The sequence below is a fragment of the Phenylobacterium sp. genome, from assembly GCF_031984885.1.
In the GTDB taxonomy this organism is placed as follows: Bacteria; Pseudomonadota; Alphaproteobacteria; order Caulobacterales; family Caulobacteraceae; genus Phenylobacterium.
This window is the reverse complement of the sequence record NZ_DAMABV010000007.1, coordinates 17,601-31,286: the sequence shown is the minus strand read 5'-3', so window position 1 is coordinate 31,286 and position 13,686 is coordinate 17,601. Positions and strand designations below refer to the sequence as shown.

13 protein-coding genes are annotated in these 13,686 nt (G+C 69.1%); 7 read left to right on the top strand and 6 right to left on the bottom strand.

Annotated features, from left to right (window positions below):
* The first annotated feature begins 89 nt into the window (after nt 1-89).
* The 7 genes from rsfS (at nt 90) to RTL41_RS11875 (ending at nt 6,079) form a co-directional block, all read left to right on the top strand.
* A complete protein-coding gene (gene rsfS, locus RTL41_RS11905) occupies nt 90-503 on the top strand; it encodes a ribosome silencing factor (protein WP_312165112.1) in 414 nt (137 codons plus the stop codon).
* A 196-nt stretch (nt 504-699) separates the two neighbouring features.
* Complete coding sequence (gene rlmH, locus RTL41_RS11900) at nt 700-1,164, top strand: 23S rRNA (pseudouridine(1915)-N(3))-methyltransferase RlmH (RefSeq protein WP_312164627.1); 465 nt, start codon at nt 700-702, stop codon at nt 1,162-1,164.
* 11 nt (nt 1,165-1,175) lie between these two features.
* Nucleotides 1,176-2,045, top strand: coding sequence for a peptidoglycan DD-metalloendopeptidase family protein (locus tag RTL41_RS11895; protein ID WP_312164625.1), 870 nt, complete (start codon nt 1,176-1,178; stop codon nt 2,043-2,045).
* Nucleotides 2,046-2,142: 97 nt separating this feature from the next.
* Entirely contained in the window at nt 2,143-3,540 is a 1,398-nt protein-coding gene (locus RTL41_RS11890; RefSeq protein ID WP_312164624.1) for a S41 family peptidase, read from the top strand.
* A 115-nt stretch (nt 3,541-3,655) separates the two neighbouring features.
* On the top strand, nt 3,656-4,807 hold the full coding sequence (locus tag RTL41_RS11885; protein WP_312164622.1) for a divergent polysaccharide deacetylase family protein: 1,152 nt from the start codon (nt 3,656-3,658) through the stop codon (nt 4,805-4,807).
* Between the two features lie 10 nt (nt 4,808-4,817).
* Nucleotides 4,818-5,309, top strand: coding sequence for an RNA pyrophosphohydrolase (locus tag RTL41_RS11880; RefSeq protein ID WP_312164620.1), 492 nt, complete (start codon nt 4,818-4,820; stop codon nt 5,307-5,309).
* Between the two features lie 5 nt (nt 5,310-5,314).
* Nucleotides 5,315-6,079 (top strand): alpha/beta fold hydrolase, encoded by a 765-nt coding sequence (locus RTL41_RS11875; RefSeq protein WP_312164618.1) that lies wholly within the window; start codon nt 5,315-5,317, stop codon nt 6,077-6,079.
* 364 nt (nt 6,080-6,443) lie between these two features.
* On the opposite strand, the gene RTL41_RS11870 is transcribed toward RTL41_RS11875, so the two are convergent.
* From RTL41_RS11870 to atpA, 6 genes are all read right to left on the bottom strand, one after another.
* Nucleotides 6,444-8,375 carry a S9 family peptidase gene (locus RTL41_RS11870; protein WP_312164616.1) on the bottom strand — a complete coding sequence of 644 codons (1,932 nt, stop codon included), beginning with the start codon at nt 8,373-8,375 and terminating at the stop codon, nt 6,444-6,446.
* 178 nt (nt 8,376-8,553) lie between these two features.
* Complete coding sequence (locus tag RTL41_RS11865) at nt 8,554-9,177, bottom strand: hypothetical protein (protein WP_312164615.1); 624 nt, start codon at nt 9,175-9,177, stop codon at nt 8,554-8,556.
* Nucleotides 9,178-9,376: 199 nt separating this feature from the next.
* Entirely contained in the window at nt 9,377-9,643 is a 267-nt protein-coding gene (locus RTL41_RS11860; RefSeq protein ID WP_312164613.1) for an ATP synthase F1 subunit epsilon, read from the bottom strand.
* A gap of 5 nt (nt 9,644-9,648) precedes the next feature.
* Nucleotides 9,649-11,241, bottom strand: a complete 1,593-nt coding sequence (gene atpD, locus RTL41_RS11855; protein WP_312164611.1) for a F0F1 ATP synthase subunit beta — start codon at nt 11,239-11,241, stop codon at nt 9,649-9,651.
* A 19-nt stretch (nt 11,242-11,260) separates the two neighbouring features.
* Entirely contained in the window at nt 11,261-12,130 is an 870-nt protein-coding gene (locus RTL41_RS11850; protein ID WP_312164609.1) for a F0F1 ATP synthase subunit gamma, read from the bottom strand.
* A gap of 20 nt (nt 12,131-12,150) precedes the next feature.
* Nucleotides 12,151-13,686, bottom strand: a complete 1,536-nt coding sequence (gene atpA / locus RTL41_RS11845) for a F0F1 ATP synthase subunit alpha (protein WP_312164607.1) — start codon at nt 13,684-13,686, stop codon at nt 12,151-12,153.

Below are 13,686 nucleotides of genomic sequence, written 5' to 3'. Positions count from 1 at the left end.
CGCCGGCCCCCGGCTTGAAGAGTTGGGCTGACCAATCGGCCCAATCCGTGCTATGTCTCTCCTAGCGAGGCAACAAAGGAGCGACCCCGCTGAGCCCTGACCCTGCGCCTAGAGCGCACGAAGCCCCGGTTTCCGGCGCTTCTTCCGACACCGAGGCGAAGATCGTCGCCCTCGGAGACCTGATCCTGCAACGCCTGGACGACGACAAGGCGCAGGACGTTGTCTTCATCGACCTGAAAGGCAAGAGCGCCGTCGCCGACGCATTGATCGTGGCGTCCGGGCGTTCGCACCGTCATGTCGGCGCGATGGCCGATCACCTGCTGCGCGCCCTCAAGGAGGAGGGCCTCGGCAAGGCCCGCGTCGAGGGCCTGCCGCATTGCGACTGGGTGCTGATCGACACCGGGGACGTCATCGTCCACCTGTTCCGGCCCGAAGTGCGCCAGTTCTACAACATCGAGAAGATCTGGTCGGTCGACGCCCCGCACCGCACGCCGGCGAGCTGATTCTTCCTCCCTTCCTGGGGAGGGGTATCGCCTCCCCCTATGGTGTCATGGCCGGGCCGGCAGGTCCCGGCCGTCCATAGACGCTGAGCTCTGCCGAAAACCCTGCGCGCATGGCCCCCGGCCCGCCTATGCGGGGTTCAAGGCGACGGCGCCATGTGCGATCGCCCTGCATCTCGATGAGGGAGGAAAAGACGGCATGAAGATCACGATCCTCGCCGTCGGCCGCCTACCGCGTTCGCCCGAAGTCGAACTCGTGAAGCTCTATGTCGACCGCGCCACTGCGGCCGGACGCTCGCTGGGCCTTGGCCCGGTCGAGGTGATCGAGGTCGAGTCCCGCAAGCCCGGCAAGGGCCCCGAGGCCGAGGTGCTGCGCCCGCACCTGGACGGCGCCCACGTCATCGCCTGCGACGAGCACGGAACCGCCAGGGCCTCGCGCGCCTTCGCCGCCGAGATCGCCCGCCTGCGCGACGACGGCGCCCGGCGGCTGGTCTTCGTCATCGGCGGGGCCGACGGGCTCGATCCCGGCCTGCTGGCCGCGGCGAACGGCAAGCTCGCCTTCGGCCCCCAGACCTGGCCCCACGCCATGGCCCGCGCCATGCTGGCCGAGCAGGTCTACCGCGCCGTGACCATCCTGGCCGGCAGCCCCTATCATCGCGATTGAGGACGCGGGGCGTGCGGTCTATCCCTGGCTCCATGATGCGCCGCGGCGTCCTGCTTCCCGCCACCTGCGCCGTCGCCGCGACCCTGGCGGCCGGCGCCCTGGCCTATGCCGCCACCGACAGCCAGATGCGGCTGGAGCGACTCAATGTCCGCGAGACGGTGCTGAGCGCCGAGCAGGGCCGCAACCTCAACCGCATGGCCCGGCTGCTGACCGCCCTGGCCCAGTTCCGCCGCGATCCGCCGCCGGCCCTGCTGGTCAGCCCCGGCGACGCCACCGAGGCCGTGCGCGCGGCCATTCTGGTCAAGGCCATCACCCCGGAACTGCAGAAGCGCGCCAGGCTCTACGCCGCCGAGGCCACCGAGATCGCCCGCCAGCGGCGGCTGGCGGCGGTGGCCAGCGAGGCCCTCTTCACCTCCGACTCCGAACTGGCCGAGCGCCGCGAGCGGCTGGAGGCCACGCCCCCGGGCGCCGCCCCGGTCGAGAGCGGCCCGATCACCCCGCCGATCCGCCTGCTGCGCCCGGTCAAGGGCGAGGTCGTCCAGCGCTATGGCGACGCCCTGACCGGCGGCGGCGCGGCCACCGGCGTCACCCTGGCGTCCGAGCACGGCGCCCAGGTCGCGGCGCCCGACGGCGGCCTCGTCCAGTTTGTAGGCCCCGTTAAGGGCTGGGGGGTCATATTGATCTTGCGGCTGGCCGGTGGCTACCATCTGGTGTTGGCTGGCCTGGACCGAACGAGCGTGGGGGTCGGGCAATCGGTCGCGGCGGGCGCGCCTGTCGGGTGGATGACGGATGGACGAAACTCCCCATCTGAACTCTATCTGGAGGTCCGCGAACGCGGGTCGCCGGTCGATCCGGCCAGATGGCTGGAAGGGCTGAGCTAGAGGTTCGAACCAATTCCGCCGGATTTGGCGCGGAGCATCGGTTCAGGAAGTCCGGCGCGGCGCCGTTTCGCCGCCAAGGGAGGCTATCGGGCCTGACATGCGTAAGTATCTTCTGATCGGGGCTTCGGCCTTCCTGCTCGGCGCCGGCTCCATGGCCTACGTCAGCCAGCAGGCCCTCGCCTCGGCTCAGGCGCCGAAGATCAAGACCTACAAGATGCTCGAACTGTTCGGCGACGTGCTCGACACCGTCGAGCGCCAGTACGTCACCGAGGTCGACGACAAGAAGCTCATCGAGGCCGCCATCGACGGCATGCTGACCTCGCTGGACCCGCATTCAGGCTATCTGAACCCCGACTCCTTCGACGACATGCGCGATCAGACGCGCGGCGAGTACGGCGGCCTCGGGCTCGAGGTCACCAGCGAAGAGGGCGTGGTCAAGGTCATCTCGCCGATGGACGGCACGCCCGCCTTCAAGGCCGGCGTGAAGCCCGGCGACTTCATCACCGCGGTCAACGGCGAGAGCGTGCTCGGCCTGTCGGTCAACGAGGCCGTCAAGCAGATGCGCGGCAAGCCCGGCGAGGCGGTCACCCTCACCATCGCCCGCGAGAAGTCCGATCCCTTCGACGTGAAGATCGTCCGCGAGGTGATCAAGCCCAAGTCCGCCACCGCCAAGATGGAGGGCGACTACGGCTACCTGCGCGTCTCGGGCTTCAACGAGAAGACCACCGACGAGGCCGAGGCCGCCCTGGCCGACCTGCGGGCCAAGAACCCGAAGATGAAGGGCCTGATCCTCGACCTGCGCAACAATCCGGGCGGCCTGCTCGACCAGGCGGTCGGGATCTCCGACATGTTCCTGGAAGGCGGCGAGATCGTCTCCCAGCGCGGCCGCGATCCGCGCGACATCGAACGCTACAACGCCCGCGCCGGCGACGTGACCGGCGGCCTGCCCATGGTCGTGCTCGTTAACTCCGGCTCGGCCTCGGCCGCCGAGATCGTGGCCGGCGCCCTGCAGGACCGCAAGCGCGCCGAAGTGGTCGGCCTGACCACCTTCGGCAAGGGTTCGGTGCAGACCGTCATCCCGCTGCGCGGCGGCATGGACGGGGCGCTGAAGCTGACCACGGCCCGCTACTACACGCCGTCCGGCCGCTCGATCCAGAAGACCGGCATCGAGCCGGACCTGGAAGTCGCCGAGACCCGCGACCAGGCCCAGCGCATCGCCAACCGCGCCTTCCAGTTCTCGGAAGCCTCGTTCCGCAACGCCCTCAACGCCGAGGAGGGCAAGGCCCGCCGCGGCGCCCACATCCCCGCCGAAGCCCCGCCGACCGGCTTCGACGAGGACAAGGGCGACTTCCAGTTGGCCCGCGCGATGGACGTCCTGAAGTACGGATCGGTGGCCGCCACGCCCAAGCTGCCGAAGCCCGAACCGAAGATGGCCGCGGTGGTGTCGCCGAAGGGCGCGCCGGTCCTGGAAAAAGCCTCTCCAGACAAGAAGTAAGCGGCTCGAACCCGGCGCCGATGGTTAACGGAATCGGCGTCGGCGTTCACTGTATAAGTCGTTTGTTAACCATATTCGCGGACGCTCCAATGCCGGAACGTTCCGTGATCATGTGATGTTTTCAAAGAAGCACCTCGCACCCGCGATCGCCATGCCGGCGCCGGCGCCGCCGCTCTCCGAGGCCGCGCTGCGGGCCTTCGCAAATCCCTATGTCGGCGCGAGCGCGGCGGGCGGCCTGTTCCTGGTCGTGCTGCTGGCCCTGATCGCCCTGATCGGCGATCCGAAGGCGAGCTCGCCGGTCGTGCGCCTGTCGCTGGCCAAGATCGGCGGCGAGGCCGCGCCGGACGGCTGGCGCGAGGCCATGGCCCGGGCGACCGGCCAGCCCATCGTCACCGAGGACATCTTCCGGCTTTCGGAGACCCCGATCGGGGCGGACGCCGCGTTCGGCGAGGCGACCATCACCATGGAGGGCGGCGGCGCCTTCCATGCCGCCGATCCCCTGCCCCAGGCCCCCCTGGCCGGCTTCCATTCCCAGGGGCCCAGCGGCCTGCTGCCGATCATCGCGGCGAACGGCAGGACCCCGGCCGAGGCCTATGCCCGGCCCTTCGCGGCCAACGGCCGGCCCAAGGTCGCCCTGGTGATCGGCGGCCTGGGCCTCAACGCCGCCGCCACCCGCCAGGCCATCGACGCCCTGCCCCCGGAGATCACCCTCTCCTTCGTGCCCTATGCCGAGGGGCTGCAGGGCTGGATCGACCTGGCCCGCGCCGCCGGCCACGAGGTGCTGCTGGAGACCCCGATGGAGCCCAGCGACTATCCCGACAACGATCCAGGCCCCTACACCCTGCTGGCCGACGCGCCGGGCTCGGAGACGGTCAAGAAGCTGGAATGGGTGCTCTCGCGCGCCACCGGCTATTTCGGGGTGACCAACTATCTCGGCTCGCGGTTCATGGCCTCCGACGCCGGCATGAGCGCCTTCCAGACCGCCCTGCGCGGCCGCGGCCTGGCCTTCATCGACGACGGCCAGGCCGCCCGCCGCGGCGGTTCGATGCGCGCGTCGGCCACCCGCATCATCGACGAGCAGCTCTCGGGCGAGGCCATCGACCAGCAGTTGCTGGCCGTGGAGGCCGGCGCCCTGCAGCACGGCCAGGCGCTGGGCTCGGGCTTCGCCTATCCGGTGACCCTGTCCCAGGTCGCAAAGTGGGCTGAATCAGTGGAATCTAGGGGCTATCAGCTAGCTCCGGCTTCCGCTTTGATCTCACGTCGCTAAATGGAATGAGATGACCGACCTCGCCGCCTATCGCCCGAACGTGGGAGTGGTGCTCTTCCACCCCGATGGACGGGTGTGGCTGGGCCGCCGCTTCCAGACCTCCGCGCCCTACAATTGGCAATTCCCGCAGGGCGGCGTCGACGCCGGCGAGGACCTGTACCTCGCCGCCTGCCGCGAGCTGGCCGAGGAGACCGGGGTCGTCACCACCACCCTGCTGGGCCGCACCGACGACTGGCTGGCCTACGACTTCCCGCCCGACCACACCGGCTCGAAGATCGCCAAGGGCTGGAAGGGCCAGCGCCAGGTCTGGTTCGCCCTGCGCTTCGACGGCCAGGAGAGCGAGATCGACCTCTCCGGCGACGGCCACCCCGAGTTCGACGCCTGGCGCTGGGCCAGCCTCGACGAGGCCCCCGGCCTGGTGGTGCCGTTCAAGAAGGCGATCTACGAGGCCGTGGTCCGCGCCTTCCAGGTCTTCACGGGCCAGCCCGGCCGCGCGGCCTGAACGCGTTGGACTCTCCCGCAGCGCCGATTGTCATGGTCCACGGCGCCTTCTGCGGCGGCTGGGCGTTCGAGCAGTTCCGCCAGCCGTTCGAGGCGGCGGGACACGCGGTCATCACCCCCGACCTGCGCGGACACGGCCCCGGCGAGGGCGCGCATGCGGTAGTCGGGGTCTCGATCACCGACTACGCCCGCGACGTCGCCAGGCTCTGCGCCGGCCAGGAGCAGCCGCCGATCCTGATCGGGCACTCCATGGGCGGGCTGGTCTGCGCCCTGGCCGCGCGCCGGGCGCCGGTGCGGGCGATGATCCTGCTGGCCCCGTCCGCGCCCTGGGGCGTGGCGGCCTCGTCGATGGAAGAGGCGATCACCGCCTTTGGCCTGCACGCCCTGGGTCCGTTCTGGGCGCAGGCCGTCGCGCCCGACCGCGGCCTGGCCCGCACCTACAGCCTCAACCGCATGCCCGGCCCCGAGCGCGAGGCCGTGGCGAGCCGCCTGCGCCCCGAGAGCGGCCGGGCGCTGTGGGAGACGCTGAACTGGTGGCTCGACCCGTTCATGACCACCAGCGTCGGCTCCGGGCCGCTGGACGCGCCCTGCCTGGTGATCGGCGGCGAGCGCGACGTGGTGCATCCGCCGACCACCGTGCGCCAGACCGCCGGCCGCCTGGGCGCCGAGTTCATCGAGGCCCCCGGCATGAGCCACTGGCTGGTCGCCGAATCCGGCTGGCGGGAGATCGCCGAAATCACCCAGGGCTGGCTGGAAGCGGTCCCCGCCTGAACGCCAGATGCCCCCTCTGGGATAGGGCGATCGCACCCCTTTTTCCTCCCCTGCGAAGCGGGGGAGGGGGACCGCCCGAAAGGTGGTGGAGGGGGCGAGCGGCCGGCGCCGAGCTTGAGGCCCGCCCCCTCCACCGGCTTCGCCGGTCCCCCTCCCCCATGAATGGGGGAGGAAAACCATCCGCGATCGCCCTGCCCCACATCTTCCGATCGTCATCCCCGGCCGCGCAAGCGTGCCGGGGATCCATACGCGCCGGAGATTCTCGACAAAGCTCGGCGTCTATGGATGGCCGGGACCTGGCGGCCCGGCCATGACGAACCGTGGAGGAAATGCGGTCCCCCTCCGAGGAGGGATCTGATCGGCCCTACTTCGTCCCCAGCACCGTCTTCAGGAACACGATCTCGCTGGCGCGGACGGCTTCGGCGTTCTGCTTCTTGCTGACCCCGTGGCCCTCGTCCTTGGCCAGCACGTACCAGACCTCCGTGCCCTGGGCGCGCAGCCTGGCGACCATCTGCTCGGACTCCGACTGCGGTACGCGCGGGTCGTTGGCGCCCTGATAGATCATCATCGGCTTCTTCATCTTCGCGCTCATGTTGAGCGGCGAGATCTTCTCGAACACGGCGGCCATCTTCGGGTCGCGCTCGTCGCCGTATTCCGCTCGGCGCAGGTCGCGGCGATAGCCCTCGGTGTTCTCCAGGAAGGTCTTCCAGTTGGAGATGCCGTAGAGGTCGATCGCCCCGGCGATGCGCTCGTTGTAGTGCGCGGCCGCCGCCAGCGCCATGTAGCCGCCATAGGACTGGCCGACGACCGCCACGCGGCTGGCGTCCAGGTCGGGCTGCTTGGCCACCCAGTCCAGCAGGGCGCCGATGTCCTTGACCGAATCCTCGCGCTTCTCGGCGTTGTCGAGGTCGAGGTAGGTCTTGCCGTAGCCGCTCGAGCCGCGGACGTTGGGGATGATCACCGCCGCGCCCACCTCGTTGACCCACGACTGGCGGCGCGGGTTGAAGCTGGGCTGCTCCTGGCCCTCGGGCCCGCCGTGGATCTGGATGATCACCGGCAGCTTCTCGCCCGGCCGGGCGGCCGGCTTGTAGATGAAGGCCGGGATCGAGCGCTTGTCGAAGCTCGGGTAGCGGAACAGGGCCGGCTCGACCAACCGGGCCGGGTCCAGGCCGCCCAGTTCGCTCTGCGTCCAGCGCACCAGCTTCTGGTCGGCCAGGGCGAAGCTCCAGACGTCGCCCGACGAGGTCGAGGTCGACAGGCTGAAGCCGAGCTGCCCGCCGTCCGGCGAGAAGCCCAGGCCGGTCAGCACGCCCTGCGGCAGGGCCGGGGTCGGCAGGGTCTTGCCGGTGGCGACCTCCTTCAGGACGATCTTCGAATAGCCTTCCTCATTGACCATGTAGGCGATCACGCCGCCGTCGGGCGAGAGGTCGAAGGCCTCGGCCGGCCACTTGGCGCCCGGCTCCAGGTCGCGGGCCGCGCCGGTGGCGACGTCCAGCACCACGGGCCGAGCGATGTCGGCCCTGTCGTCCGAGAGCGTGACCACACCGGCGCCGTCGGCGGTGAAGGCCCCGCCCCGGTAGCCGATCTGGCGGCCGGCCGGACCGACCGGCTTCAGCGCGCCGCTGGCGATGTCGAGCACGAACAGCTCCACGAAGGTCGCCGAATTGTACCGGCTGAGCAGCAGCGACCGGCCGTCCGGGGCGAAGTCCAGCACCGACATCGCGCCCTTGCCCTCGTGGACCACCCGGCGGCCCTCCGGATGGTCGGGGTCGGCCAGCATGATGTCGTAGTTCGGATCGCCCGGCGTGACCTGGCTCCAGGCCACCAGCTTGCCGTCGCCCGAGAAGGTGAAGTCGGCGTTGCGGGTCTTCGGCGCGGTCAGCAGGACCTCGCCGCCGGCCAGGCCGCGGATATAGCCCTGGTAGTATTCCGCCCCGCCGACGTCGCGCGGATAGACGAAGCGCGCCGCGCCCGGCTGGGCCTTGGCGCTGTTCACCGGCTCGGGAAAGAAGGTCAGCTGCGTGCGGGCGGCGCCCGGCGCGGCCACGCGGTGGATCTGGTTCACGTCGCCGAAGCGGGTGGCGATGAGGATCGAGCCGTCCTCCAGCCAATCCTCGAACACCGCCGAGCGGGCGTTGTAGTAGGGCGCGATCGCGGCCTTCAGCTCCGGCGGGGTCTCCGGGACGTTGTCATAGACGATCTGGCCGACCTGGCGCACGGGCAGGTCGGCGGCGTGCGCAGCGGCGGCGCAGGCCAAGGCGAAGGCGGCGCCGAGCAGCAGGGCGCGTAGCGTCATCGAAGCAACTCCAGACAGTCGAGGTGTGGAGGACCCTGGCGGCGCCCCGCGCGGCTCGTCAATCGCCGGGTGGGCCAGGGCCCCGGGCCGACGGGGTCGCCCCCCGGAAAAGGCAAAGGCGCGGGGATGATCCCCCGCGCCTGAAACCGGACACGACGCCTGGGCGCCGGCCGAATGCCTAGAACGTGCGTTCCGAGTACAGCACTTCGCCGAGGTCGGCGTTCTTGCCGGCCGGCGTGCCGTCGGGCTTCTTCAACTGCAGGAACACCAGGCCGATCGATTCGTGGTCGGTGAAGTACTCCCACGAGTTGGTGATGCGCTTGTAGTCGGTGGCCGGCACGAAGTCGTTCCGCTGTTGCAGCAGCTCGGGCTTGTGCAGGTACGAGAAGATGTTGAGGCCGACGATGATCGGCTTCTCGCCGTCGATCGCGTAGCTCAGCGTCAGCCGGCAGACGTCCTTGTTGGAGCCCTGCGGGTTGATGGTCAGGGTGTAGGGCTTCTCGACCAGCGTGCCGACATAGGTGCCTTCGCGCTTGTTCTTCTTGTAGCCGAGCGAGCCGGCCAGTTGGTCGAAGTTCCCGCCCTTCACCAGCGGCTTACAGACGCGGTTGATGACGTCGATGATCTGGCCTTCGGCGCCGGTGGTCGGCAGCACGTAGGTCTTTTCCTCGGCGGCGGGAGCCGGCTCGGCGGCCGCGGCTTCCGGCGCCGGCGCGGCGGGCGCGGCCTCGGGCGCGGGCTGGGCGTTGGCCGCCGTGGCGAGGCCGGCGAGAGCAATCAGACTGACGATGGCGGTGCGCATGGCGGGATCCCCTAACTAGACGTGCCGCATAACACTCGAAACTGGCCGGTCCTCGCAACCCCCCAGACGAGGAGCAAGAGACTAGCGGAGCAATTGGACCGATCCGAGGCGGATTTTGCGGGCGCGGCGCAGGCACAACCGCGCGCCACTCGAATGAAAAGGCCCCGAGCCTCTCGGCGTCGGGGCCTTCTGCTGTTCTTTAGGCCGCCACTTCCGAGGCCTGTTCGGCCAGGATGGTGAGGCCGTCCGGCGTCACGTCGGCGAAGCCGCCTTCGATGGCGAAGACCTTCACGGCGCCGCCGCTATAGACCTTCACCTGCCCGACCTTCAGCGTGGTCATGAACGGCGCGTGATCGGCCAGCACGCCGAAGTCGCCTTCCGTGCCCGGGGCGTCGACCTGGTCGACATCCCCCGAGAACAGTTCGCGCTCCGGCGAGACCAGCGAGAAGTGAAGCTTCCCAGCCATGATCCTTAGGCTTCCGCGGCCAGCTTTTCGGCCTTGGCCACCGCGTCTTCGATGGTGCCGACGTTGTAGAAGGCCGCTTCCGGCAGGTGGTCGTACTCGCCGTCGACCACCGCCTTGAACGAGCGGATGGTGTCTTCCAGCGAAACGAAGATGCCCGGCATGTTGGTGAACTGCTCGGCCACGTGGAACGGCTGGCTGAGGAACTTCTGGATCTTCCGGGCGCGGGCCACGGTCAGCTTGTCCTCTTCCGACAGCTCGTCCATGCCCAGGATGGCGATGATGTCCTTCAGGGCCTTGTAGGCCTGCAGGGTTTCCTGGACGCGGCGAGCCACGGCGTAGTGTTCGTCGCCGATCACCAGCGGGTCCATGATCCGCGAGGTCGAGTCCAGCGGGTCCACGGCCGGGAAGATGGCCTGGGCGGCGATGTCGCGCGACAGAACGGTGGTGGCGTCCAGGTGGGCGAACGAGGCGGCCGGGGCCGGGTCGGTCAGGTCGTCGGCGGGAACGTAGATGGCCTGGACCGAGGTGATCGAACCCTTGGAGGTCGAGGTGATGCGCTCCTGCAGGTTGCCCATCTCGGTGGCCAGGGTCGGCTGATAGCCCACGGCCGAGGGGATGCGGCCCAGCAGCGCCGACACTTCCGAGCCGGCCTGGGTGAAGCGGAAGATGTTGTCGATGAAGAGGAGCACGTCCTTGCCCTCTTGGTCGCGGAAGTACTCGGCCTGGGCCAGGCCGGTCAGCGCGACCCGGGCGCGGGCGCCGGGGGGCTCGTTCATCTGGCCGTAGACCAGGGTGCAACGGCTGTCGCCGCCGCCGCCGGGCTGGTTCACGTTCGACTCGATCATCTCGTGATAGAGGTCGTTGCCTTCGCGGGTGCGCTCACCCACGCCGGCCAGCACGGAGTAACCGCCGTAGGCCTTGGCGATGTTGTTGATCAGCTCCTGCATGGTCACGGTCTTGCCGACGCCCGCGCCGCCGAACAGGCCGATCTTGCCGCCCTTGGTGTAGGGGCAGAGCAGGTCGATGACCTTGATGCCGGTGACGAGCACTTCGGCCGCCGTCGACTGCTCGGCGAAGCTCGGGGCTTCCCGGTGGATCGGGGCGTAGAACTGGGTGTTGATCGGGCCGGCTTCGTCGATCGGGTCGCCGATGACGTTCATGATGCGGCCCAGGGTCGCCGGGCCGACCGGCACGGTGATGCTGCGGCCGGTGTCGGTCACGGGCTGGCCGCGGGTCAGGCCCTCGGTGGTGTCCATGGCGATCGTGCGGACGGTGTTCTCGCCCAGATGCTGGGCGACTTCCAGCACCAGGCGGAACGGCGCGCCGGTCCGCTGGTCGGTATTGCTGGTCTCCAGCGCGTTCATGATCGCCGGCAGGTGGCCTTCGAACTCGACGTCGACGACGGCGCCGATGATCTGCGAGATGCGGCCGGTGGCGACGCCGGCGACGGCGGCCGGAGCGGCGGTCGTCTTCTTGGCGGCGGCGGGAGCCTTCGGAGCAGCAGCCTTCGGCGCGGCCTTGGCGGCGGCGGCCTTCGGCGCGGCGGCCGCCTTCGGGGCGGCGGGCTTCTTGGCGGGAGCCTTGGGGGTCGTAGCCATGGGTTCGGACTCTTTCGGGTTAGAGCGCTTCGGCGCCGGAGATGATCTCGATCAGCTCCTTGGTGATCTGCGCCTGGCGTGAACGGTTGTATTGCAGGGTCATGCTGGCGATCATGTCGCCGGCGTTGCGGGTGGCGTTGTCCATCGCCGTCATCTGCGAGGCGTAGAACCCGGCCTGGTTCTCGAGCATGGCCGACAGCACCTGAACGGTCAGGTTCCGCGGCAGCAGGGTTTCGAGGATTTCCTCTTCGCCCGGCTCGTACTCGTAGGCCGCGCCCTTCAGGTCGACGGTCGCGCCGCCCTCCTGAACCTGGGCGGGGATGAGCTGGGTCAGGGTCGGAACCTGCGACACAACCGATTTGAAGCGGCTGAACGCGAGGGTCACGACGTCGACCTGGCCGGCTTCGAACAGCTCGGTGATCTTGTCGGCCACCGGCTGGGCGCTCGCCATCGACGGAACGCCGGCCTCGAAGAAGGCCACGATCTTGTCGCCGTACTGACGCTTGAGCTGGTCGCGGGCCTTCTTGCCGACGACCAGGATCTTCACGTCCTTGCCCTGGCCGGTCAGCTCGTTGATCCGCTCGCGCGCGGCGCGGATGATCGAGGTGTTGAAGCCCCCGGCCATGCCGCGGTCCGAGCTCGCCACGACCACCAGATGGCGGTCGCTGCGGCCGGTGCCGACCAGCAGCCTGGGGGCGCCGTCGCCCGACACCCCGGCCGCCAGGTTGGCGATGACCGAAGCCATGCGCTGGGCGTAGGGCCGGGCGTTTTGCGCAGCGTCCTGCGAGCGGCGAAGCTTCGCCGCCGCCACCATCTGCATCGCCTTCGTGATCTTCTGCGTGGCTTTCACGCTTCCGATCCGATTGCGCATCTCCTTGAGGCTGGCCATCTCCTAAAAGCCCCGCTGACTTACGCGAAGCTCTTGGTGAAGGCTTCGAGAGCTTCCTTCAGCTTGGCCTCGGTGTCCGCCTTCAGCTCCTTGCTGGTGCGGATGGTGTCCAGGATGTCCTGGTGCTTGGAGTGCAGGCGGCCCAGCAGTTCGGCCTCATAGCGGCCGACGTCGGCGGTCGCCACGCCGTCGAGGTAGCCGCGGGTGCCGGCGTAGATCACCGCCACCTGCTCTTCGACCTTCAGCGGCGAGTACTGGGGCTGCTTCAGCAGCTCGGTCAGGCGCTCGCCGCGCGCCAGTTGGCGCTGGGTGGTGACGTCGAGGTCCGAACCGAACTTCGCGAAGGCGGCCATTTCCCGATACTGGGCCAGCTCGCCCTTGATCGGGCCCGAGGCCTGCTTCATCGCCTTGATCTGGGCCGAGGAGCCCACGCGGCTGACGGAGATGCCGACGTTCACGGCCGGGCGGATGCCCTGGAAGAACAGGTCGGTTTCCAGGAAGATCTGGCCGTCGGTGATCGAGATCACGTTGGTCGGGATGTAGGCCGACACGTCGTTGGCCTGGGTTTCGATGACCGGCAGCGCCGTCAGCGAGCCCGAGCCGTTGTCTTCGTTCAGCTTCGCGGCGCGCTCCAGCAGGCGGCTATGCAGATAGAAGACGTCGCCCGGATAGGCTTCGCGGCCCGGCGGGCGGCGCAGCAGCAGCGACATCTGGCGATAGGCGACGGCCTGCTTGGAAAGGTCGTCGTAGATGATGACGGCGTGCATGCCGTTGTCGCGGAACCACTCGCCCATGGCGCAGCCCGCGAACGGGGCGAGGAACTGCAGCGGGGCCGGTTCCGAGGCGGTCGCCGAGACGACGATGGTGTATTCCAGCGCGCCGCGCTCTTCGAGCGTCTTGACGATCTGGGCGACGGTCGAGCGCTTCTGGCCGATGGCGACGTAGATGCAGTAGAGCTTGGCGCTCTCGTCATCGCCTTCGTTGATCGACTTCTGGTTCAGGATGGTGTCGATCGCCACGGCGGTCTTGCCGGTCTGACGGTCGCCGATGATCAGTTCGCGCTGGCCGCGGCCGACCGGGATCAGCGAGTCGATGGCCTTCAGGCCGGTCTGCACCGGCTCGTGCACCGACTTGCGCGGGATGATGCCCGGTGCCTTCACGTCCACGCGGCGGCGCTCGGCCACGTTCTGGATCGGGCCCTTGCCGTCGATCGGCTCGCCCAGCGGGTTGACGACGCGGCCCAGCAGGCCCTTGCCGACCGGCACGTCCACGATTTCCGACAGGCGGCGGACTTCGTCGCCTTCCGAGATGGCGCGGTCTTCGCCGAAGATCACGACCCCGACGTTGTCCTTTTCCAGGTTCAGGGCCATGCCCTTCACGCCGGCCTTGGGGAACTCGACCATTTCGCCCGACTGGACGTTGTCGAGGCCGAAGACGCGGGCGATGCCGTCACCGACGGACAGAACCGAACCGACGTCCGAGACGTCGGCTTCTTCGCCGAAATTGGCGATCTGCGACTTGAGGATGGCCGAAATTTCGGCGGCGCGGATGTCCAT